Below are 21,919 nucleotides of genomic sequence, written 5' to 3'. Positions count from 1 at the left end.
CGAAGATACTTTTTCGCATCCGAAGATGCTTTTCTCTGCCTGAATCCGGTAAGTGCCCACACAGTTTGCTTGGCTTGATATATTGTTAAAGAACGTTTCGCTCGGGCCTTTCGGAACTCTCGAGCGGGATGCGTATTTTACGCTTTCCCTTGTCAGCGTCAAGATCATTTTTGATCTTTTTTTGCAGGCGCTAAACGCCGCTGACCGTTATCCCCTTTGGCTTTGCCCTCGGTGACAACGGCGGCGAATTATAAGGATCATTTGCCTTGGTGCAAGATCTTTTTGCGAAATAAATACTGACTGCTCAGTTTTTAGCCGTCAGCGTCTTTTTTCTCTTCGGTTTGTTCTTTTTTCGCACTCTTGTCAGCCTTTTCGTCGTCTTTCTCACAATCATCATCTGTATCACCGACGACATGCTTCAACTCAAGACGTTTCACTGAGCGTACAGTCAGGATTGGGCCAGAAAGCGCATACAAGAAGAAAATACTAAACAATACTAACGATGGCTCTGTTGCCACCACCACGAAAGCCAAAACCATCGCAAGGATAACTACAAAAGGAACGCGTCCACGCCAATCAACATCTTTAAACGAGTGGTAGCGGAAGTTACTTACCATCAATAAACCAGCACAAATGGTAATGATGGCGGCTAGGTAACTAATAGAGTCAGGCTCAACTTCATACTTTGAGCCAACCCAAACTAGCCCGCTGACAATGGCGGCGGCACTAGGAATTGCTAAGCCTTGGAAATAACGTTTATCCGACGAGCCAAGATTAGTATTGAAGCGAGCTAACCGCAGCGCTCCACCGGCAACGAAAATAAACGCCGCAAGCCAACCGAACTTACCTAAATCGGATAGTGCCCAGTTATACATCACGAGCGCCGGAGCCATACCGAAGGAAACGATATCAGCCATACTGTCGTATTCGGCACCAAAATCGCTTTGCGTATTCGTCATTCGCGCGACTCGACCGTCCAAGCCATCAAACACCATAGCAATGAAAATCGCTACAGCGGCAGACTCAAACTGGTTATTCATTGATGCGACAATGGCAAAAAAACCAGAGAAAAGTCCTGCTGTCGTCAGCAAGTTCGGTAATAAAAAGATGCCTCGGTTCTTCGTCGATGCATTATTTGGCATAGTGCTTCCTGATTACAAATAGTTAAGACCGTGCAGGATAGCATAGCATGCGAGCCGCAATAAATAGGCTTTACAGCTCGCTGCTATAGCTTGGTCTAAGCAATGAGGTTACTGGCTGATGACAATTGCGTCATCTTGGTAATCTACTTTGATAGCTTTACCTGGCAGTAACTTCCCAGCTAATAACTGCTGTGCTAATGGATTTTCGATCTCTTGCTGAATCGCGCGTTTCAATGGTCGCGCACCAAATACTGGGTCAAAACCCGCGGCGGCAAGATGGTCGAGCGCAGCATCACTCAAATCAAGTCGATAATCACGCTCAGCAAGACGCTTATATAAACGTGCTAACTGAATCTGCGCAATTGAGCGGATTTCTGACTTCGCTAATGGATGGAACACGACGGTTTCATCTACGCGATTCAAAAATTCCGGACGGAAGTGATGTTGTAAAATCTCCATCACATCGGCTTTCATCTCATCATAACTTTGCTGGTGCGCTTTTTCTTGGATCACATCAGAGCCCAAGTTTGAGGTCATGATGATAACCGTATTGCGAAAATCGACGGTGCGCCCTTGCCCATCAGTTAAGCGTCCATCGTCCAATACTTGCAACAGGATATTAAAAACGTCTGGGTGCGCTTTCTCCACTTCATCTAACAGAATCACTGAGTATGGCCGACGACGCACGGCTTCAGTTAGGTAACCGCCTTCTTCATAACCTACATAACCCGGAGGTGCGCCCACCAGTCGCGAAACGGCATGCTTTTCCATAAACTCGGACATGTCGATGCGAACCATGGCATCTTCAGTGTCAAATAAGAACGCTGCCAGCGACTTACACAATTCGGTTTTACCTACGCCAGTTGGCCCAAGGAATAAAAACGAGCCAATCGGGCGCTGCGGGTCGGACAAGCCCGCACGCGAACGACGAATGGCATTTGCCACCGACGTCACAGCTTCATCTTGACCCACCACTCGCTGGTGCAATTGCGTTTCCATCTGCAATAATTTCTCGCGCTCACCTTCGAGCATTTTGCTTACTGGAATACCCGTCCAGCGCGACAGTACATCGGCAATTTGCTCATCAGTCACCTTGTTCTTCAACAAGGTCATCTCTTTTCCTTCAGCTTCTTCAGCGGCCTTCAACTGACGTTCAAGTTCAGGAATGCGGCCATACTGAAGTTCCGACATCCGATTTAAATCGCCAGCTCGTTTGGCGATTTCTGAGTCACGTTTCGCTTCTTCCAACTGCGCTTTGATATTTTGCGCTCCCTGCACCGCAGTTTTTTCACTTAACCAGACCTCTTCAAGTTCTGCATACTTGCGTTGTTGATCCGCAAGCTCACGCTCAAGGGTTTCAAGGCGTTTTTTACTCGCTTCGTCATCTTCTTTTTGCATCGCTTTTTGTTCCAGCTGCAGCTGAATAATACGACGCTCAAGCCGATCGAGGTCCTCCGGCTTGGAATCAATTTGCATGCGAATACTCGAGGCTGCTTCATCAATCAAATCGATCGCTTTGTCCGGTAATTGACGATCACTGATGTAGCGGTGCGATAAGGTCGCAGCCGCCACAATCGCTGGATCCGTGATTTGTACCGAGTGATGCACCTCATAACGTTCTTTTAGACCACGCAAGATTGCGATGGTGTCTTCCACGGAAGGCTCATCAACAAGCACTTTTTGGAAACGGCGTTCAAGTGCAGCATCTTTTTCAATATATTGGCGATACTCGTCGAGGGTAGTCGCGCCGACACAATGCAGCTCACCACGTGCTAGCGCAGGTTTGAGCATATTCCCCGCATCCATTGCACCGTCCGCTTTGCCAGCGCCAACCATGGTGTGCAATTCATCAATAAAGAGAATAATGCGCCCTTCCTCTTTACTGAGTTCATTAAGGACCGCTTTCAAACGCTCCTCGAATTCACCACGATATTTAGCACCGGCTAGCAACGCGCCCAGATCCAGCGAAAGCACGCGCTTGTGTTTCAATCCCTCAGGCACCTCGCCATTGACAATACGCTGTGCAAGGCCTTCCACAATTGCGGTTTTACCCACACCTGGTTCGCCAATAAGCACCGGATTGTTCTTGGTACGACGTTGCAACACCTGAATTGTGCGACGAATTTCATCATCGCGCCCAATCACTGGGTCAAGCTTGCCCTGCTCCGCCCGCTCAGTGAGATCAATAGTGTACTTGTCGAGGGCTTGGCGCTGGTCTTCAGCGCTTTGGTCATTAACGTTCTGGCCACCGCGCACTTGCTGAATGGCTTGCTCGACTTTGTCACGGGTCACGCCTAAGCCTTTAAGAATATCGCCGAGCTTGCCCTTGTCTTCGGTTGCCGCCAACACGAAGAGCTCAGACGAGATGTATTGGTCGTTGCGTTTTTGTGCATACTTGTCACACAGATTAAGCAGCGTGCCAGTGGCCGCTGACGCCTGCACTTCGCCACCCACGCCCTCTACTTGAGGCAGGCCGTCCAGCGCACGACTCAACTCTGTCCGCAATCGATTACTGTCGATTTGTAAATAAGTTAAGAGTGGTCGCAGGGTGCCACCGTCTTGATTAAGCAACGCGTGCATAATATGCACCGGCTCAATAAATTGGTGATCGCGCCCTAATGCCAGTGATTGCGCATCAGCGATGGCTAATTGAAATTTATGGGTTAATTTGTCAAAACGCATGATTTTACTACCTCACATACGATAAAAGTCCTTGTCGTAAATGTGGGTATAAAATAAGCAGTTTCAAGTGCGCGAGTTAACTTTTCCAGATCAAGCTGGCAATGCGCCCTGCTGCAGGATTCTCACGGTGGGAAGAAAAACGCGGATCACTATAGGTACATAGGCCACTCTGGGTGACGTGCTCCACACCACAGCCTTGCAACACCCGCTCGGCAAGTAACGGCAGATCGGCAAGCCATTTTTGCTGGGTTTGCGGAGAAAACGTCGCATTATCCGCTAAGCCATGCTGTGCGAAAGCTTGGTAAACGTCGGCGCCGACTTGAAAATGCTCGCGCGTAATTGCTGGACCAATATAGGCATGAAGTTGCTGTGGCAATTTAGGCAGCGCCTCTACCGTATGCTTTACTACTCCCGAGACCAAACCGCGCCAACCTGCATGAATTGCGGCGATAACCTCACCGTCATCACTAACCATAAGTATTGGCAAACAGTCGGCGGTCAACACCGCACATACCGACGGCGTACTTTGCGCCCATATCGCATCGGCGGCAACGCCAGCCCTACAGTTTTCGTAACGGACAATATTTGCACTGTGGTACTGCGCTAACCATTTTGGTGCTACTGGCAAGGCTAATTGCCGTTGCAATAAACGGCGATGGCGAATCACCCTAGCTGGATCATCGCCAACATGCACCGCAAGGTTACCAGGTTCGTCAACGGTCGTGACGCGAGCCTGTACCCCGTTTGGCAACCGCCATTCAGGGACAATCCCGAAAGCGCGATTAGTGACGTTCGTCGTGGCCATGGCTTTGCCGATCGGCGCGCAGCAACTGCAACAACTCAACAAAATCTGGCGGCGTTGGGGCATCCCAGCTCATCCATTCTCCCGTGATTGGATGATGCAGTGACAACCGTGCGGCATGCAAGGCTTGGCGCTTAAAGCCACGCAAGTAGGCTAACAGTTCGGGTGACGCATTTTGTGGCGGCCGTGGACGACCGCCGTAGGTAAAGTCGCCGACCAACGGATGACGTAAGTGAGCCATATGTACGCGAATTTGATGAGTACGCCCAGTTTCGAGGCGCAAGCGCAAATGGGTATGGTTGCGAAAACGCTCCACTACTCGATAGTGCGTGACCGCCGGTTTGCCCATCGGCACCACCGCCATATGCGTGCGTTTGGTCGGATGGCGACCAATCGGCTCGTCAATATGTCCGCCTGCCGTCATTGGTCCATTACACACCGCTTCATACTCACGGGTGATTTCACGCTCTTGCATCGCCGCCACTAAATGCGTCTGCGCTGGCACGTTTTTCGCCACCACCATCAAGCCGGTGGTGTCTTTATCCAGTCGGTGAATAATGCCCGCACGAGGAACCTGATCAATGGCTGGGAAATGATGTAACAACGCGTTTAACAAAGTGCCATCTGGGGTGCCTGCGCCGGGGTGAACGACGAGTCCAGCTGGCTTATTCAACACTAAGATGTCATCGTCTTCGTAAACAATATTCAGCTCTATCGCTTGCGGTTCAAAACGCTGTTCTTCAACGATTTCAGCATTGACGGTAACTGTCATACCCGTAATAACCTTCTCGCGAGGTTTGTCGACGACCACGTCATCAACCTTCACCCAACCATCGGTGATCCACGTTTTTAACCGCGATCGTGAGTAGTCAGGGAACAACTCCGCAAGTGTTTGGTCCAAGCGTTTGCCGTTGCACGTAGCAGGGACCGTACCCGTTAATTCAATATGTTCACTCATAAAATAGACAATGGACCTGTGAAAGCAGCAAAGGCTGCGATAGAATGCATGCAAATTCGATGTGTATAGTGTACCTGTTTGGTCGGCTAGGCACCAAAACTAAATCAACAGAGATCAGAACAACTGCTTATGAAACTGCGTATTAGTTTGCTGTTAGCGCTTTCCGTCATGCTCTCGGCATGTTCAAGTTCACCGGATGAAGATGAAATCACTTCAGCTGTTCTCAATGATGCGGCGTTACTTTATGAAAAAGCCCAAGGCAGTATCGCTGCCGGTAATTTCAGTACTGCACAAAGTATCCTTCAACAACATTCAACGCGTTACCCATTTGGCCCTTACGCACACCAAGTGCAGATGGACAAAATTTACGTGAACTATAAGTTGGGTGACGTCGACAAAGCTTTAGCCGAAGTCGACCGTTTCATGCAACTGAACCCAAATCACCCTAACCTCGATTACGTAATGTATATGCGCGGGTTGATTAACCAACGTGCCGATTCGAATGCTGTGCAAGAATTTGTCGGCATTGATCGCTCTGACCGTGATCCTAGTAAAGCTGAGGAAGCTTTTAACGATTTCACATCGTTACTTCGTCGCTTCCCAGACTCGAAATACTCTGCCGATGCGAAACAGCGTATGATCGCGATCAAAAGTCGCCTGGCGAAATATGAGCTTGCGGTAGCCGAATATTATATGAAACGGAAAGCTTGGTTAGCGGCAGCGAACCGCGGCAAATACGTATTGGAGAGCTTTCCTGATACACCGGAAACGCAACGCGCATTGGAAATCATGATCGCCAGCTACGATGCATTGGGTCTTGATGAGTTAAGTGCCAGTGCACAGGCCACGTTAAACACTAACTTTTAGTGGTCCGAACAAGCCTTTAATTTTACCGACGCCGTGTTTTTACACGGCGTCTTCGTTTTCCTCGCCGGTACGGATTCGAATCACACGCTCAATGGTGCTGACGAAAATCTTACCGTCGCCGATTTTACCCGTCTGAGCAGTTTCCATAATTGCATCAATACAAGTTTCAACTTGATCATCGGCAACGACGATTTCTAGTTTTACCTTCGGCAAAAAATCAACCATATACTCAGCGCCGCGATACAACTCTGTGTGCCCTTTTTGCCGCCCAAAGCCTTTTACTTCGGTGACGGTCATGCCGGCAATACCCACCTCTGATAAAGCTTCGCGCACGTCATCTAACTTGAACGGCTTGATAATGGCTTCAATTTTTTTCATGGGTTGCCTCTGTGGTTAACTCGCGTTCTAATTCATACCGAAAATGATTGGTAATTGGGTAACGTCGATCTTTACTAAAGTTACGAGAGGTGATCTTCGGACCTACCGCACCTTGGCGACGCTTATATTCATTAATATCAACCAAGCGCACAACACGCAAGACATCTGACTTGGCATAGCCGGCATCAACAATTTCCAACGGCGACCAATCCTGCTCCACATAAAGATGAATAATCTTATCCAGCACGGCGTATTCTGGCAGGCTGTCTTGGTCTGTTTGTCCTGGCGCAAGCTCGGCCGATGGCGGACGCTCAATGACCCGCACTGGAATTACATCTTCGGCGCTGGTCGCGTTCATGTGCCGCGCCAAAGCAAATACCATCATCTTGGGAAGATCTTTGATCGGCGCAAAACCACCACACATATCGCCGTATAACGTACAATAACCGACGGCAAGCTCGCTCTTGTTCCCAGTAGTAAGCACCAACGAGCGGGTTTTGTTCGATAGTGCCATCAGCAACACACCACGACTTCGGGCCTGCAAGTTTTCTTCGGTCACATCCGGCTCGTGCCCGGCAAGTTGTGGTGCCAACTGCTGCATAAAGCTTTCATAAATCGGTTCGATAGCAATGACGTCATAGCGAACACCGAGCGTTTTCGCTTGCTGTTCAGCGTCTTCGAGGCTCATTTTTGAGGTGTAGCGAAACGGCATCATCACCGCATGAACGGCAGCCGCGCCCAAGGCTTCCACAGCCAAGGCTAGGGTTAACGCCGAGTCGATGCCGCCAGAAAGCCCAAGAGTTACGCCCTGAAAACCATTCTTTCGAACGTAATCGCGAATCGACAACACCACCGCCTTGCGGACTTCGGCCAAGCGCAAGTCTTCGCCGACGACACGTTGTTGCGACGCATATCTTTTATCTAACGGCCGAATTCCAGTTGCATCAAAACGCAATTCGGCACAGCAGGGCTCGCAATGCGGGAGTTCGGCAACCAGCTCACCATCGCTGTCGAGCACTAGCGAATGGCCATCAAAGACCAACTCATCCTGACCACCACAATTATTGACGTAAACAATTGGACAACCGCTTTCATGTACGCGTTGCTGCAACACATGCATGCGTTGCTCATGTTTATCCACTTCAAAAGGCGAGGCATTGATCGAAATCACCCAATCGACACCAGCAGCGAGGGTTTTTGCAAGCGGTTCCGGATGCCAAAGGTCTTCGCAAATAAGCAAACCAACACGATGGCCCATCCATTCAAAGACGCAGGGGGCATGGCCTGGGATAAAGTAACGTTGCTCATCAAATACACCGTACTGCGGTAGACGTTGCTTGTGATAACGCGCCAAACATTTCCCACGGTGCAGCACCGAAACGCTATTAAATAGCTCGTTGCCAACCCTTTGCGGATGCCCTACCACCGCGACCTGATGCTCGGCGCCAGCCGCGATCCGCTCCAAAGCGCTGTCGACAAGCCGTTCAAAGTCACTACGAAATAACAGATCTTCGGGGGGATAGCCCGTGATCGCTAGCTCTGGAAAAACGACAATGTCGGCTTCTTCATGCTCGCCAAGTGCGGATAAAATGGTATCGGTATTGCGCTTGATTGCACCCACAGTGAAGTCAAGCTGCGCGATTGCCACCGTTATCGGTTTCATAGTGTACTTTTACCTCTGCGCGTAACTAAGCTGCGCATAATATAGCAGGCTGTTGCGGTGGGCAAATACTGTGACTAAAGATGGCCTAAAGTAAAAACACTGTTGCCGCTGGTAATTTGTAGAGTTTGTGTGGCCTCGTCGAGCGTGGCCAGCTCAGCCCACTGGTAGTAAACCGTACGCGCCACTTTGGCTACTAAGCCATGGTCAAGCTGCACATAGGGGACTTGGTCCTTTACCAACAACGGATAATCGTCGGAGAGCGGGTATTGGGTATCAACGTTGGTGGTCACTTGAATGACGCTGCCCTGCTCGTTGTTGACCTGTTGCCAAGCAACAATCACTAACGGCGCATCGGCGACGCTAATTTTCACCTTCTCGACCGGCGTCACCAGAAAGTGTTCGCCGTTCTCACACACCAGCACCGAGGCAAACAGCTTAACCAAGCGTTCGCGCCCAATCGGTGAGTTTTGATAAAACCATTTGCCATTAGCGTCGATGTGAAGTGGGATTTCACCACAGTACTGCGGGTCCCATTGCTCGGTGGGAGCGTGATTGCGCAGTTCTAATGATTTTAGAAGCTGCTGTAATTGCATAGTGTTAACTCACAAGTCGTTTCTGACGAAGTAAATACCAAAGCGTTGCTTCAGTGCGATTTGAAACCTTAATCGCTTTAAATATAGCAGAAAGATGGACGCGGATGGTCCCTTCAGTAATCCCGAGAATCGTGGCGATCTCTTTATTTGAAAGTCCTTGTGCTAACAGCTGCATAATTTCAAGTTGCCGCGGCGATAGAAAATTTTCCGCTTGGCTATTACGAATTGGCATATCGGTTAGCTTCGTTTCATCTGGCACATAACGATCGTTACGCAGTAAAGTGCGTACTGCATGCTTTGCTTCTTCGGCGCTTGAGTCTTTGGGTAAGTAACTACGTACGCCAGCACTCATGGCTTGACGAATCTCGGTCATCGGTCGTGGCCAGCAGAAAAGAACCACATGCGCGGTTGGCGCGTAATGTTTTATTTGCGCTAGGGTTGGACGTAACTCTGCATCAGGTAAGTCCATATCGAGAAAAATTAAATTATACTGGCTACTGTGTTGTAGATACTCATTTGCTAACTCAAAAGTCGGCGCTTCGAAGATGGATAGCTCCGAAGTGTAGCTTGTGCAAAGATGGATAAGTCCAGCACGAGTAAAAAATTGAGAATCTATTATTAGAATTTTCATAGCTCTTTGCGCACTTGTTAGTATGTGAACAGTTTACACGGATCATATACGTTTTTGAAACATTTGTGAGCGATAGTTGTAAACAAATATAAACCTTAAATAAACGATACGTTGATCGTCATAAACACTACAGAGAGAATGCCATGCGAATTGTATCATCCTTGTTAGCACTAACATTTAGCTTAGTCGCTTACACCGCAAATGCACAATCGACCCTTTATTTTAACTTTCAGGGTTACACGCTTACCGGCACCGCCGGCGAAAACGCTCAACTAAAACGCTTTGATGGTCTTGTGGTTAAGGACGGAAAAGTCGCTGCTACCGGTGACGCCGAAGTCTTAGGCAAATTATTTGCTAGTAACGAGCTTGCCCGTATCGATTTGCAAGGCAAAACCGTTTTACCCGGCATCATTGATGCGCATGGGCACATGCTAGGTCTCGGTGAAAATTTAATGCAAGTGGACTTGCGTGAGGCAACGTCTGAGCAAAATGCCGTTGAACGAGTGGTCGCCTTTGCCGAAACCGAAAACGGCGAATGGGTCATTGGCCGCGGTTGGAACCAAGAAAATTGGCAAGTTCGCAAGTTCCCGACGACTGCAAGTCTGGATGAGTTTCTGGCCGAGCGCCCGGTGTGGTTAACGCGCGTCGATGGCCATGCCGGTTGGGCCAACAGCAAAGCCTTAGAGCTTGCGGGGATCACAGCAAACACGGTAAGCCCAGAAGGCGGCGAAATTATTCGCGATGATAATGGCCAACCCACCGGCGTACTTATCGACAATGCCATGGCTTTGGTCGAACAAAAGCTGCCACAAAAAGATGCGGACTATCACCGTCGTGCGCTAACAGCGGCGTTCGACCATTTAGCATCAGAGGGTATTACTGGCGTACACGATGCCGGCATTGACGCCACTAACTTGGCGGTTTACCAAGAATTGGCAGCGGCTGAGGCAATGCCAGTGCGCGTTTACGCGATGCTGAGTGCAATGGAGCCAAGCCTACCAGAGTTACTCGCCGCGGGCCCGATTACCACAGACGATGATCGCTTAACCGTGCGCAGCGTTAAAATCTATACTGACGGCGCTTTAGGCAGTCGCGGTGCAGCGCTGATTGAACCTTACCATGATGACCCAAATAACCGTGGTCTGCTGGTTACCCAACCTGGTGCCATTGAAGACCTGTTCGAACTGATTATTCCGCATGGTTTCCAAATCAATATCCATGCCATTGGTGACCGAGCGAATCGGATTGCGCTCGATAAATTCGCCGCAGCGTACGAAACGGTTGGTGGACGCAATCTTCGTCACCGTATCGAACATGCGCAGGTTGTCCATCCTGATGACCTAAGTCGCTTTGCCGAACTCGATGTGATTGCCTCAATGCAGCCTACGCATGCCACTTCCGACAAAAACATGGCCGAAGATCGCCTCGGTAAAGCGCGCATGCGCGGTGCTTATGCATGGCAGACGTTCCTGCAACAAGGCACCATTGTTGCAGCGGGGTCAGATTTTCCGGTTGAGCTATCGAACCCATTCTTTGGCGTTCATGCTGCGGTAACCCGACAAGATCGTGACAATCAGCCAAAAGGTGGCTGGTATGCCCACGAGGCCATGACTTTAGAGCAAGCGCTGCGTGCCTTTACCCTTGATGCGGCTTATGCTGCGGGGCAAGAGCAGGTACTTGGTAGTTTAGAACCGGGTAAATGGGCAGATTTCATTGTTCTTGATCAAGACCCGTTTGCCGTCGATAGCGCTAAACTATGGCGCGCCAACGTTTTAGCGACTTATGTCGCTGGCGAAGCGGTCTACCAACAGTCTCAACAATAGAGGTAAGCTATGAAGTTACACGATGAGCGGCGCGACTACGAACGCGCACAGTTACGCCGCGCTGTTCTAAACGACGACCCGTTTAAGCAGTTTGCTGATTGGTTTAGTGCGGCGAAAGCCAGTGGCTTATTGGTTGATCCAACCGCCTTCACCCTCGCGACCGTGAGTCGTGAGGGGCAGCCTCATCAGCGCATTGTGCTGCTGAAGGATGTCGATGCCGAAGGCTTTATTTTTTACACCAACTACGCCAGTCAAAAGGGCCAAGACATCGAAGCTAATCCGCAAGTAGCGATGCACTTTGCTTGGTTACCGCTGGAACAGCAGATTCGTGTTGAAGGTCGCATTGAAAAAATCGATCAGGCCAGCAGCGAAGCTTATTTTCAGAGTCGCCCGCGCGCCAGCCAACTTGGCGCATTAGCTTCTGCGCAAAGCTCGCCGATCGCCACCCGCGACGAGCTCGAAGCCCGTTATCATCAGCTTACCGAGGAGTACGAAGGGCAACCTGTACCGATGCCGAAAACTTGGGGCGGTTATCGCATCAAGCCCAGCTTGTTTGAATTTTGGCAAGGCGGCAAATTCAGGCTGCATGACCGTTTTATTTACCGCCTACAGAAAGATACGTCTTGGCTTATTGAGCGGTTGCAGCCGTAGGCAACGGCTCTTCACAAAATTCAGCGCACCACTGCAATTGTCGCCAGGTGGCTGCGCTGTATTCTAACCCATGCTCAACTTGCCGCCGGCGTGTCGCCAACGCGCCAGCTCCCGGTACGCGCACCGGATGTTGCGGGTCAATGGGATCGGCATTTTGCAATGCCGCCACCAACGCACTCGCCTGTTGCTCAAATGCGCCGGTCGGTGCCAAAGCCGTCGGATCGACGACTTGCAACCATACCGTGTTGGCATCTGCATCAGCCTCGAGCGCATCCTGTCGGCCATAATCACTCAGCGCCAACGTCCACAACTCACTAAACAAATTCAAACCTGTACCTTTATAGCCAAGCTCTTTGCCACCAAGACTCGCCAATACACTTGGCGGATCGGCAACAAAGGTCGCGGGGTCACAACTGTAATCACCCGCTGGCGTAATCAGCGCCGCATAAGGTAGTTGCCGCTGTTCGGCCAACGCCGTTCGCACTTTACCCGCCGCGGTCATCGACAAACTCATATCAAGCAATATCGGATCGGTTTGTGTGGGAGCGCCGATGGCGAACGGATTCGGCGAAAAACACGCTGACTTCGCGCCATAGGGGGCGACCACTTGTTGTGCTGGCGTGCTACACATCATTTGAATCAGCATACCCGCCTCGACTGCCTGCTCTAGGTAGACGGCCAATGCTGCAACATGTTGTGTACGTCGCACAACCACGGTACCAGTGCCACACTCGCGCGCCATCTCAATAGCGCGCGCCACGGCCTGCGGCACAACATATAAACCGGACAACAGGTCAGCATCCCAAAGCTCGATCGCCGCACGTTGCTGCAGCACTTCGGCGCGCCCACTCGGCTTGGTTTGGCCGCTTTGCAGCGCTTGTAAATTATACCGTAAGCGCAGCAATCCATGGGTGCGAAAGCCGAGCAGATCACCGGCAACTAAATGCTTCGCCATCGCTTGTGCGACATTCGGTGTCGCACCCTGCTTTTCTAAACATCTGCTCGCCCAGTCCGTCATGGCTTGTACAGAACGCTTTTTTTCTTCGCTCATGAGCTCCATCGCTTGTTATTCGTAATTAGTTCGATAAGCTTACCAAATAATAGGCGTAACATACGACACATTGCAGAGGAGTAAGCGCGCAGTGTCTTCACAAACAATAAAACGGATTGGCGTGCTCACCAGTGGCGGTGATGCACCAGGGATGAATGCTGCGTTGCGGGCGGTGGTGCTCGCCGCTGAGCATTATGGTATTGAAACCATTGCCTTTCGTCATGGCTACCAGGGGTTATTAGACAACGACTATATGCCGCTCGTAGCCAAAGACGTACTGCATATCCTGCAGTACTCAGGAACCATTATCAAAAGCGCTCGTTGCCAACGCTTCAAAGAGGCCGATGCCGCACAAGAAGCCGCCGCAAACCTTGATAGCCATAACATCGACGCACTGGTAATCATTGGCGGCGACGGCTCATTTCGCGGCGCCGATCATTTAGCCAACCATTGGCAAGGAAAAATTATCGGCGTCCCTGGCACCATCGATAATGACTTGTACGGCACCGACATGACCATCGGCTATGCCACCGCCGTCAATATTGCCATGGATGCTTTGGATAAGATCCGTGACACGGCAGATGCGATGGACCGCGTGTTTATTGTCGAAGTCATGGGCCGTGACGCTGGCTTCATTGGCCTCGGAAGTGCCATGGCCGCGGGCGCCGAACGAATGATTTTGCCGGAGCTGCAAAAAGAGAAGCCATTAACCGTTGCCGCCCTCGTCAAACATATCCAACGCGTGCAAGAAATTCGTGGCGAAGGTAGTTACGTGATGGTGTTGAGTGAACATCAATGGCCAGGCGGCGCCGTAGCCTTGGCTGAACAGCTTGAAGCCGAACACCACTTACCCTGCCGCCCGTGTTTACTTGGGCACATTCAACGCGGCGGAGCGCCAGCACCAGCCGATCGGATCTTAGCCTCGGAGCTCGGGGTCCACGCCGTCGAATTATTACTTGCTGGTGAGCACCGTGTTATGGCAGGAAAGCGCGCCAACGAACGTGTTGCAGTGCCGCTACCGGATACGTGGCAAAAGAAAAATCCACTCGATCAGAACCTATTGCGCATTCAACATGAGATTTTTAATCCAGTGAAGAAAAATCGGCGTACGAAAACAGACAATTAAGGCGGTAAAAGTGTAGCATTTCGGGGCTTTTGCGCAGATAATAGCCCCCTTTTTTATTTGCCCATTTTTACTGCCCTGTTGCAACGACGGAGGTGCTTGACCTTGAGCCAACATCAAACTGACGCGGTAACTTCCGTAAACGTCCAAACGGTCGCCCCAGTGCGCGAATTTTTTGGTGCACAAGTTGATAATGCGATCCATGCCAACGCCACTCACATGATTGGGTTTGGTTTTGATGGCACTGCCTGTTTTCGTAAAGGCACACGCAATGGTCCTGACGGCCTGCGTGCGGTTTCGGAAGACATCGAATCGTATTCACCTTATCTTGATGCCGACCTGTTTGATCACCCTTTTTACGATCTCGGGAACCTTTCACTAGGTCATGGTGACGATATAGAAGGCCAGTGGCGTCACGCGACCGATCAGTTTGATGCGCTATTTGGCCCGTTGGATTTGGCGAAGGACAATGTGCGTGTGCTTACCTTAGGTGGTGAACACTCGATTTCTTATGCGCCAATCCGCAAGTACTTGGCTCAATACCCTGACCTCGTGCTGTTGCATCTTGATGCCCACGCTGACCTGCGTGACGGTTTCTTGGGTTACCACTATTCGCATGCATCGATTATTCGTCGCTCGCTCGATCACTTTGGTCCGGGCCATGAACTGATTCAATACGGCATCCGTTCGGGAACGCGCGAAGAGTATCAGTACATGAAAGAGCACAAGACAGTGCGTACTTCGCGTAAAGACTTTTTAGATAGCGTGGCTGCGATTGCTGGCGATCGTCCGATCTACTTGACGCTCGATTTGGACTATTTTGATCCAGCATTCTTGCCGGGCACCGGTACACCTGAGCCAGGCGGCGAAGACTTTCACTCGTATGTGAGTTTGATGAAGATTTTGCGCGAGAAGAATTTGGTTGGCGCTGACGTGGTCGAACTGTCACCCGAAATCGACCCGACCGGTAACTCTGATGTTTTTGCGGCAAAAATTGTCCGTGAATTGCTGATTATTTTGAATGAAAAGGGAGCGCGCTAATGGGCGACAGCACTCAAGACTGGAGCATTGACGACGCCGAAGAGCTCTACGGTGTGAACCGTTGGGGCGCGGGTTATTTTTCGATTGGTGACAACGGCAATATTCAAATTGCACCCAATCATCGTCTGCCCGACGTCACCATCGACATGAAAGATGTGTTGGATGAGATCCGTGCTGAAGGCATTCAATTGCCAGCGGTTATTCGTTTTCACGACATCTTGCGCTCACAAGTTGAAATCTTGAACGAGACCTTTGCGAAAACCATCGAAGAAGCCAATTTCCAAGGCAAGTACTGCGGTGTGTTTCCGATCAAAGTCAACCAAATGCGTGAAGTCGTTGAAGAGATCATCGACGCCGGTGAACCCTACAACTATGGCCTCGAAGCAGGCTCAAAGCCTGAACTTATGGCCGTCCTCGCCTATAACGAGAACCCAGATGCACTGACCGTACTTAATGGCTATAAAGATGAAGACTATCTGACGCTCGCATTGCTCGGACGGCAGTTGCGCCGCAAGATGATCATTGTCATCGAAAAATACAGCGAACTCGAAATGCTCATTCCACTAGCGAAAAAGCTCGGTGTAGAGCCGCTGATTGGTTTGCGTAGCAAGATGATGGTGCGTAGCGCCGGTAAATGGGCCGGCTCCAGTGGCGACCGAGCGAAATTCGGCCTGAGCATTACTGAGATCCTGAACATTATCGAGTTACTGAAGAAAGAAGACATGCTGCACTGTGCGAAGTTACTGCACTTCCACATTGGTAGTCAGATGTCGGATATTCGCAAAGTCAAAGAAGCCGTTTCTGAAGGTGCTCGCCTGTACGCCAAACTTATTCAGGAAGGCGTGCCACTGGAATACCTTGATATCGGTGGCGGCTTAGGCATCGATTACGATGGCACCAGCTCGACCACTGACTCGTCACGCAACTACTCCACCGAGGAGTACGTCGCCGACGTCGTTTATGGGGTGAAGCAGATCTGTGATCTGGAAGAAGTACCGCACCCGAACCTAGTGAGCGAGAGTGGCCGTGCCATTACCGCTCACCATAGTTGTGTGGTGACCAATATTGTTGGCGAAATTAAAAACACCGGGGCGCAGTTTGATATTTCCGCTGCAGACGGCGAGCATATTCTCGTCTCGAACATGCGTGAACTCGTCTCCGCTGCTGACTTGCATCCGCAAGAACGCTACAACGATGCGGCATCATTTAAACAGAGTGCTTACGAAGCATTTAAGTTAGGCATTTTATCGCTTAGCGAAATGGCCAAGCTCGACACCATGTATTGGCGCATTTTGAGTGATATCCACAACTCGCTGGACCGCGATGCTTTCGTGTTTCAAGAACTTGAAGAGCTCGAAGATACTTTAGCAAGCCAATACTTGTGTAACTTCTCGATTTTCCAGTCAGCCGCTGACACTTGGGCTATTGGCCAAGTGTTGCCAATTGTGCCGGTCAGTCGTCTGCAGGAGAAGCCTGAAGTGCGCTGCTCCATCGTTGATATCACCTGTGATAGCGACGGTAAGCTCAGCAAGTACATCGAAGGCACCGAAATCAGTGACAACATTCCGATGCATGCATTACGCAAAGGTGAAGACTATTACGTCGGCATGTTCCTAACCGGAGCGTATCAAGACGTCATGGGCGATATGCATAACCTGTTCGGGCGTTTAACCGAAGTGCATATCTACTGTCACGACGACGAGCCTGGCGACTTCTACATCGAAGAAGTCGTGCCTGGTACCGCCGCCGAGAAAGTACTCGAAACCATGCAATACAACACCGATTTCATGGCCAAAACCGTGAAGAAGTGTATTGACCGCGAAGTTCGTAAAGGTCACATCGCACCTCGTGAGGGCGTGCGCTGGACTGACTACTACGAAAAATGTTTGGCGGGCAGTACCTACTTGAAGGCGTAAAATTCAGCAAACTGCGTATTTACTGAGCAAACGGCACACAAACCATAGAAAATCGCTAAAAAGCGGTTGACTCAGAGCCGAAAAACTCGTTTAATACGCCCCGTTGCCCAGATAGCTCAGTCGGTAGAGCAGAGGATTGAAAATCCTCGTGTCGGTGGTTCGATTCCGCCTCTGGGCACCATTATTCTAAAGGCCTCGCTGGAAACAGCGGGGCTTTTTACTTTCTGGCTTTGTACCAGATTTGTACCAATTGTACCGCCCACGTTGTTTGCCACACGTTTAAGCTGTCCTTTCGCCAGGTGTGCATAGCGCAACACCATCTCAAAAGATGCCCAACCGCCAAGCTCCTGCAATTCTTGTAAGCTTGTACCGTTTTGCACATGCCAGCTTGCCCATGTATGGCGTAAATCGTGCCAACGAAAATTTTCAATACCCGCTCGTTTCAGTGCTGCATGCCATGCTTTGGTAGAGGTGCGTTCGACTGGTTTGCCCTGATAGACAAAGCAGTAGTCTCTATCCTCGCCCTGCACTTCATGTAAGACTGCCAGCGCATCGTTATTAAGCGGTACATTGATTGCCCGACCTGATTTCGATTCGTCGGGGTGGATCCATGCATAACCGCGTTCTAAATCAACCTGATCCCAGCGCAGGTAACTGACATTTGATTGCCGTAAGCCTGTCGCCAGTGAAAAGATCGCCATTAACTGCAAATGACGCGGTAATTCACTTAATAATCGCTGTGCTTCGTCGGGTCGTAACCAACGTACTCGCTTTCTTGGCTCCTTGTAGAGCTTGATAGCGGGAATATGGTCGATCCATTCCCATTCATCACGTGCTGCCCGTAAAATCGCTCTAATCAATGCTAAGTAACGATTTGCGGTACTGGTTGAAGCGATCTCCAAGCGTTTATGCTTAATCGCATCCACCACATCACGATTGACTTCATCAAGGTACAAAGTGCCGAGATAGTTATCGAGCCAACGGAGCTTGCCTAAATCTTTCTTTGCATCGGCTTTGCTGGCTCGTTCTTGTAACCAGCGCACAACAGCTTCTTTCCATGTGCGACGTGGTTTTTCTCCCAGTTTATACACCCGCCAAGCTTCACTTTTTAGGTGGTCTTCATACTCTTGTGCCCGCTTCTTCTCTTCGGTGCCAGTAGAGCGCGATACTCTCTCTCCGTTTGGTGCCGTGAAGCGAGTCCACCAGAGGTTCCCACGTTTGTACAATGCCATGATGATTCCTCCTCATCACAACCTTGTTGCGGCGTGTTCACACCGAAAGAATATAAAGCATCCAGATATTCCACAAGGTCTTTTTCGAGGAACACCCAACGCTTGCCAGGCTTTGCCGCTTTGATACGCCGACTGCGAGCCAACTCGCCCAAATGGGATGCGGACATACACAGGTACTTTGCTGCTTGGTGAAGGTCGTAGGTTTTCATGGCTCATTTCTCCGACTCCAGAAGCTTACCAAGCTTGACGAACTTCACCTTTTTCTCGGCGACTTTTTTCTCGACGTAGGCATCGAATGAGATGTGTTTGTTTTCGGCGGTTTTGAAGTACCTTTTGGCGTGTTCAGGATAAGCCGTAAGCGCTTCTGCTAACGACTTATACTCATACTTGACCATGAAGCTCGTTAAATAGCCTGTGGCACCGACAAAGATGGTTTCATCGCTTGGTACGGACTCGAAGTTAAGCCGACGAATGTCTTCCACTGGCTGGGGGTTAAACTTGGCAGTCGAAAGTGTTTGCCATTCAGCAGCGAGCGGCCAACGCGAGCGATTACTATCCTTTGGGTTAACATTACAAAGTGACAACCATTGTGTGGTGTAATAACGCCACAGCGAATTGAAAAGTTCGATAATGAAATCTGGATTAAGCGACTGACATGTTTTCAACGCTTCGCGACGTAGCTGGAATTCAAGTCGCCACACAGAGCTTTCACCATCCCAGCCGTTTTGCTGCCAAAGCTCTTTGAAGAAAAACTTCTCTGATTTGACGATTTCTTTGGTTTTATCATACAAACGTGCCGATACATCACCCGACTGACCGAAGACATTTCCGAGCAACTGCTCAGACTCGAGATACAAAGCACGATGATTCGAACGACACCGCCAACGCTTGGCATCAACAGACTGCCAATCTATCGAACTCGTAAAGTCGACGCATAGGTCGATACGACTGATTGAACCTGAGTCGGCATCATTCAAAATCGCTTCCGCAAACTCCCTTGCTGCCTGAACCGACGACTCGTAGCCACAACATGAAAGTAGCTCACTCGATATTTCGACATAGAGCGGTGGCACTTTGCCAGCTTGTGAGCCTGCGATACGCATGCGGAAGTGATGATTAGAGATAACAAAAGGATGCATATTCTGGCCTTTGGCGTGAACCTTAAACGGAATACCCGCGAGGCCCAGCGCGGCGAACGCCTTCCCGCTGTGCCCTCCCGCTTGTGCTAATGCCTTTTTATCCTGCAATTGGCTCAGGAGTCCTGAACGAACATCGCCGTTAAACGACAGATAGAGGCTATCGACCCCAGATCGCAGTATTTGAGTTCCGTTGTATTTTGGGGGTGCTGTGTTACAAAGTGGCGCACCCTGCTCGTTGGCTAGATTGGCATTGACACCGAAATTCGTTTCCTTCTTCGAAGCAAACAAATTGTCGGCGTCTTCGATTTTTTGGATTGGTTCATTTTTCGACATAGTAGAAACCTCAGATTGTGAATGAGGTTTCTTACTTTATGCACCTAAACTGGAATGTTTAGGAGGACGATTCGCGTTTCGACCTCCTTGTATCTTTCTTACGAGTTTGCAGGTGCTTCCGTATAGCTTCGTATGGATCTTCACCTTCAACTATCAAATTCAGAAGTTGGTTCATTTCATACATGGTTTTTACGGTCAGCTCATCTTCGAGATCCTCGGCTACCTGAGCCATAATTCTAAGATCGTTCGCATACTGCGCACGTTTTGCTGGATAGGTTCCTTTTATAGTTCTTGATAATCTATCGAAATATTCCGCGTTGCCCTCAAGCGTCCAGCGAGAGATGTGAAGAGCTACATCGGCATTTGCAATAATTGAAGGATCTATAGAGACAGCCTCAAAAATTACTTCTTCAGGCTTTTCACAGCCACTTTTGAGTTCGTCCACCATGCAGTTTAGTGAGCGGTTTCTTTGCCCGATCGCTGAAAGACTATAGTGAATGGCGAACAACACTTGGACAAATAGCTGAACCGTCTGTTCCTCTGACCAAGACTCTTCAGGTTTTTCAAACTCAAGCTTATGGCCTGATATTTTATCTAAGAAAGACAGTCTCGCCTTAAGCAGATCCTCGTCCTTAAATGCTTCGATAAGAGGTTCCGTTAAGCCAGATAAATTAGCAGCAAAAGCACAAAGGTTTACAAACGGCAGCGAGTACCAATGTGACCAATTAGATACTTTAAAAAATAGTTTACCGCGGGCTTCTGGGTCATTCCTTATCGCATGGAAAATTTCGTCAGAATCAGATTTAATTTCCTTCAGTAGGCTATATACGCCTTTTAAATATTCAGCTTTTAAATTTTCCATTGCTAAATGACGCCATAATATGCTGACAACAAAAAACCACAGTAGCGAATAAATCGTATTTTATCGGTATAAAACTAATATATTGTTTGCTCGAAAATGAACTTTTTCACCACGTTTAATACCTAATGCTTCCAAGGCCGTTCCAGGCGAAATGAGCAGAACCCTCCCAACAAACCTGCCAGCTTCGATTGATTCAATTTCGACTTCAAACTCAAATTGTTCCTTTGTTATTTTTGCCCGATTTCCAATCGCTGGCGGCAAGTCCATATCGTGCGGAACTTTACCAAAGACCTGGAAACCTCCGTGATGGTAATCCCAGTCCATACATGACCTCCTTAGCAAATGTGCCGATTCAGTGTTCGCTTCTCCGGTGGGGGGCAGTTCAATAACCAATAGACTAAATAAAAAATGTCATCATTTGCATTCGTCCTCCAGTACCTCACAGATCTCTAGACACTTTCTCTCGTCAGTGTAATTAAAGCGTTTGTCACACTCATCTTCACACCTTTCAACAGTAGATGCGCAGTTTCGTCTTGATGTTAGCAATGAGAACATAAGTAACTCGTGAGTACTTTTTAGTTCATCGACAAGCTGAGGCCGCGTCATTTCTTTGCATGACATATCAACGCGGATGTAGCCAGTGTTACACTCCCATTGCCCTCCAACTATAAAATCCGCATTCTTAGGAAGCTTCACAGCTACACAACTATCACCCTCTTTAACAAAACCCTTATTACATGCCCACGAACTTCCATATAAGCTTAAATGGGCATTTTCAGGGGCTTTAATCTTTACGCAATCACCATTCTCTGCGCCATAACCCGGTTTACACAGGCAAGACCAAGTTACAACGTTAAATGTAGCGTTCGCTGGACAAGTTTGCTCTTGTTCGAGCATAGGAGTGGCCGCTGCAAATGTAGTACAAAAAATAATAAGGCTAAATACAAGAATAAACTTAATCATAGAACCCTCCACCATAGTTATGTCCAAGCAGCACAATTTATCGACTCAGCTGGCCGGAGAATAGCTATA

20 protein-coding genes, 1 tRNA gene and 1 pseudogene are annotated in these 21,919 nt (G+C 49.4%); 7 read left to right on the top strand and 15 right to left on the bottom strand.

All coding sequences use genetic code 11. From position 1 onward, the window contains the following. Window positions 1-311: 311 nt before the first annotated feature. From pssA to rluD, 4 genes are all read right to left on the bottom strand, one after another. Window positions 312-1,142, bottom strand: a complete 831-nt coding sequence (gene pssA / locus NV375_RS12270) for a CDP-diacylglycerol--serine O-phosphatidyltransferase (RefSeq protein WP_258808465.1) — start codon at window positions 1,140-1,142, stop codon at window positions 312-314. Window positions 1,143-1,250: 108 nt separating this feature from the next. Further along, window positions 1,251-3,824 carry an ATP-dependent chaperone ClpB gene (gene clpB / locus NV375_RS12265; RefSeq protein WP_258808464.1) on the bottom strand — a complete coding sequence of 858 codons (2,574 nt, stop codon included), beginning with the start codon at window positions 3,822-3,824 and terminating at the stop codon, window positions 1,251-1,253. A gap of 76 nt (window positions 3,825-3,900) precedes the next feature. Then, complete coding sequence (gene pgeF / locus NV375_RS12260; RefSeq protein WP_258808463.1) at window positions 3,901-4,629, bottom strand: peptidoglycan editing factor PgeF; 729 nt, start codon at window positions 4,627-4,629, stop codon at window positions 3,901-3,903. Further along, window positions 4,607-5,584, bottom strand: a complete 978-nt coding sequence (gene rluD / locus NV375_RS12255) for a 23S rRNA pseudouridine(1911/1915/1917) synthase RluD (protein ID WP_258808462.1) — start codon at window positions 5,582-5,584, stop codon at window positions 4,607-4,609. Before rluD ends, pgeF begins: the two co-directional genes overlap by 23 nt. 129 nt (window positions 5,585-5,713) lie before the next feature. On the opposite strand from rluD, the gene NV375_RS12250 reads away from it, so the two are divergent. Next, entirely contained in the window at window positions 5,714-6,451 is a 738-nt protein-coding gene (locus tag NV375_RS12250; protein ID WP_258808461.1) for an outer membrane protein assembly factor BamD, read from the top strand. Between the two features lie 39 nt (window positions 6,452-6,490). Here NV375_RS12250 and glnB read toward each other — a convergent pair whose 3' ends face one another. The 4 genes from glnB to NV375_RS12230 form a co-directional block, all read right to left on the bottom strand. Then, complete coding sequence (gene glnB / locus NV375_RS12245) at window positions 6,491-6,829, bottom strand: nitrogen regulatory protein P-II (protein WP_126773736.1); 339 nt, start codon at window positions 6,827-6,829, stop codon at window positions 6,491-6,493. Continuing rightward, on the bottom strand, window positions 6,816-8,492 hold the full coding sequence (locus tag NV375_RS12240; protein WP_258808460.1) for an NAD+ synthase: 1,677 nt from the start codon (window positions 8,490-8,492) through the stop codon (window positions 6,816-6,818). Before NV375_RS12240 ends, glnB begins: the two co-directional genes overlap by 14 nt. A 74-nt stretch (window positions 8,493-8,566) precedes the next feature. Next, window positions 8,567-9,085 carry a DUF1285 domain-containing protein gene (locus NV375_RS12235; protein ID WP_258808459.1) on the bottom strand — a complete coding sequence of 173 codons (519 nt, stop codon included), beginning with the start codon at window positions 9,083-9,085 and terminating at the stop codon, window positions 8,567-8,569. 4 nt (window positions 9,086-9,089) lie between these two features. Beyond that, window positions 9,090-9,716 carry a response regulator transcription factor gene (locus tag NV375_RS12230; RefSeq protein ID WP_258241165.1) on the bottom strand — a complete coding sequence of 209 codons (627 nt, stop codon included), beginning with the start codon at window positions 9,714-9,716 and terminating at the stop codon, window positions 9,090-9,092. Window positions 9,717-9,859: 143 nt separating this feature from the next. Here NV375_RS12230 and NV375_RS12225 point away from each other — a divergent pair, with 143 nt between their 5' ends. Beyond that, on the top strand, window positions 9,860-11,539 hold the full coding sequence (locus NV375_RS12225) for an amidohydrolase (protein ID WP_258808458.1): 1,680 nt from the start codon (window positions 9,860-9,862) through the stop codon (window positions 11,537-11,539). Between the two features lie 9 nt (window positions 11,540-11,548). After that, the gene (pdxH, locus tag NV375_RS12220; protein WP_258808457.1) at window positions 11,549-12,190 is read left to right on the top strand and encodes a pyridoxamine 5'-phosphate oxidase; all 642 of its coding nucleotides are present in this window, start codon (window positions 11,549-11,551) and stop codon (window positions 12,188-12,190) included. On the opposite strand, the gene NV375_RS12215 is transcribed toward pdxH, so the two are convergent. Continuing rightward, a complete protein-coding gene (locus NV375_RS12215) occupies window positions 12,168-13,241 on the bottom strand; it encodes an Ldh family oxidoreductase (protein WP_258808456.1) in 1,074 nt (357 codons plus the stop codon). The genes pdxH and NV375_RS12215 overlap by 23 nt on opposite strands. 91 nt (window positions 13,242-13,332) lie before the next feature. Between NV375_RS12215 and NV375_RS12210 the strand changes: the two genes are divergently transcribed. From NV375_RS12210 to NV375_RS12195, 4 genes are all read left to right on the top strand, one after another. Next, entirely contained in the window at window positions 13,333-14,367 is a 1,035-nt protein-coding gene (locus NV375_RS12210) for an ATP-dependent 6-phosphofructokinase (RefSeq protein ID WP_258808455.1), read from the top strand. A gap of 102 nt (window positions 14,368-14,469) precedes the next feature. Then, window positions 14,470-15,405, top strand: coding sequence for an agmatinase (gene speB, locus NV375_RS12205; protein ID WP_258808454.1), 936 nt, complete (start codon window positions 14,470-14,472; stop codon window positions 15,403-15,405). Further along, the gene (gene speA / locus NV375_RS12200; RefSeq protein ID WP_126773751.1) at window positions 15,405-17,321 is read left to right on the top strand and encodes a biosynthetic arginine decarboxylase; all 1,917 of its coding nucleotides are present in this window, start codon (window positions 15,405-15,407) and stop codon (window positions 17,319-17,321) included. The genes speB and speA overlap by 1 nt, the downstream gene beginning before the upstream one ends. 105 nt (window positions 17,322-17,426) lie before the next feature. Beyond that, window positions 17,427-17,502, top strand: a tRNA-Phe gene (locus NV375_RS12195). Window positions 17,503-17,623: 121 nt separating this feature from the next. Here the strand turns inward: NV375_RS12195 and NV375_RS12650 are convergent. The 6 genes and pseudogenes from NV375_RS12650 to NV375_RS12170 form a co-directional block, all read right to left on the bottom strand. Continuing rightward, window positions 17,624-18,247: pseudogene (locus NV375_RS12650) on the bottom strand (tyrosine-type recombinase/integrase); the annotation flags it as partial. 182 nt (window positions 18,248-18,429) lie between these two features. Next, window positions 18,430-18,762 carry a helix-turn-helix domain-containing protein gene (locus NV375_RS12190; protein WP_258808453.1) on the bottom strand — a complete coding sequence of 111 codons (333 nt, stop codon included), beginning with the start codon at window positions 18,760-18,762 and terminating at the stop codon, window positions 18,430-18,432. A gap of 3 nt (window positions 18,763-18,765) precedes the next feature. Beyond that, window positions 18,766-20,025, bottom strand: coding sequence for a hypothetical protein (locus NV375_RS12185; protein ID WP_258808452.1), 1,260 nt, complete (start codon window positions 20,023-20,025; stop codon window positions 18,766-18,768). A 58-nt stretch (window positions 20,026-20,083) separates the two neighbouring features. After that, window positions 20,084-20,887 carry a hypothetical protein gene (locus NV375_RS12180; RefSeq protein WP_258808451.1) on the bottom strand — a complete coding sequence of 268 codons (804 nt, stop codon included), beginning with the start codon at window positions 20,885-20,887 and terminating at the stop codon, window positions 20,084-20,086. A 60-nt stretch (window positions 20,888-20,947) separates the two neighbouring features. Next, window positions 20,948-21,211 (bottom strand): hypothetical protein, encoded by a 264-nt coding sequence (locus tag NV375_RS12175; protein WP_258808450.1) that lies wholly within the window; start codon window positions 21,209-21,211, stop codon window positions 20,948-20,950. 90 nt (window positions 21,212-21,301) lie between these two features. Beyond that, window positions 21,302-21,850: a hypothetical protein gene (locus NV375_RS12170; protein ID WP_258808449.1), complete on the bottom strand. Its 549-nt coding sequence runs from the start codon at window positions 21,848-21,850 to the stop codon at window positions 21,302-21,304. Window positions 21,851-21,919: the final 69 nt, after the last annotated feature.

Origin of the sequence: Pseudidiomarina sp. CB1 (genome assembly GCF_024752025.1) — a bacterium.
Classification (GTDB): Bacteria; Pseudomonadota; Gammaproteobacteria; order Enterobacterales; family Alteromonadaceae; genus Pseudidiomarina.
The sequence above is the reverse complement of the archived record's forward strand: the minus strand, read 5'-3'. Positions and strand labels throughout refer to the sequence as shown.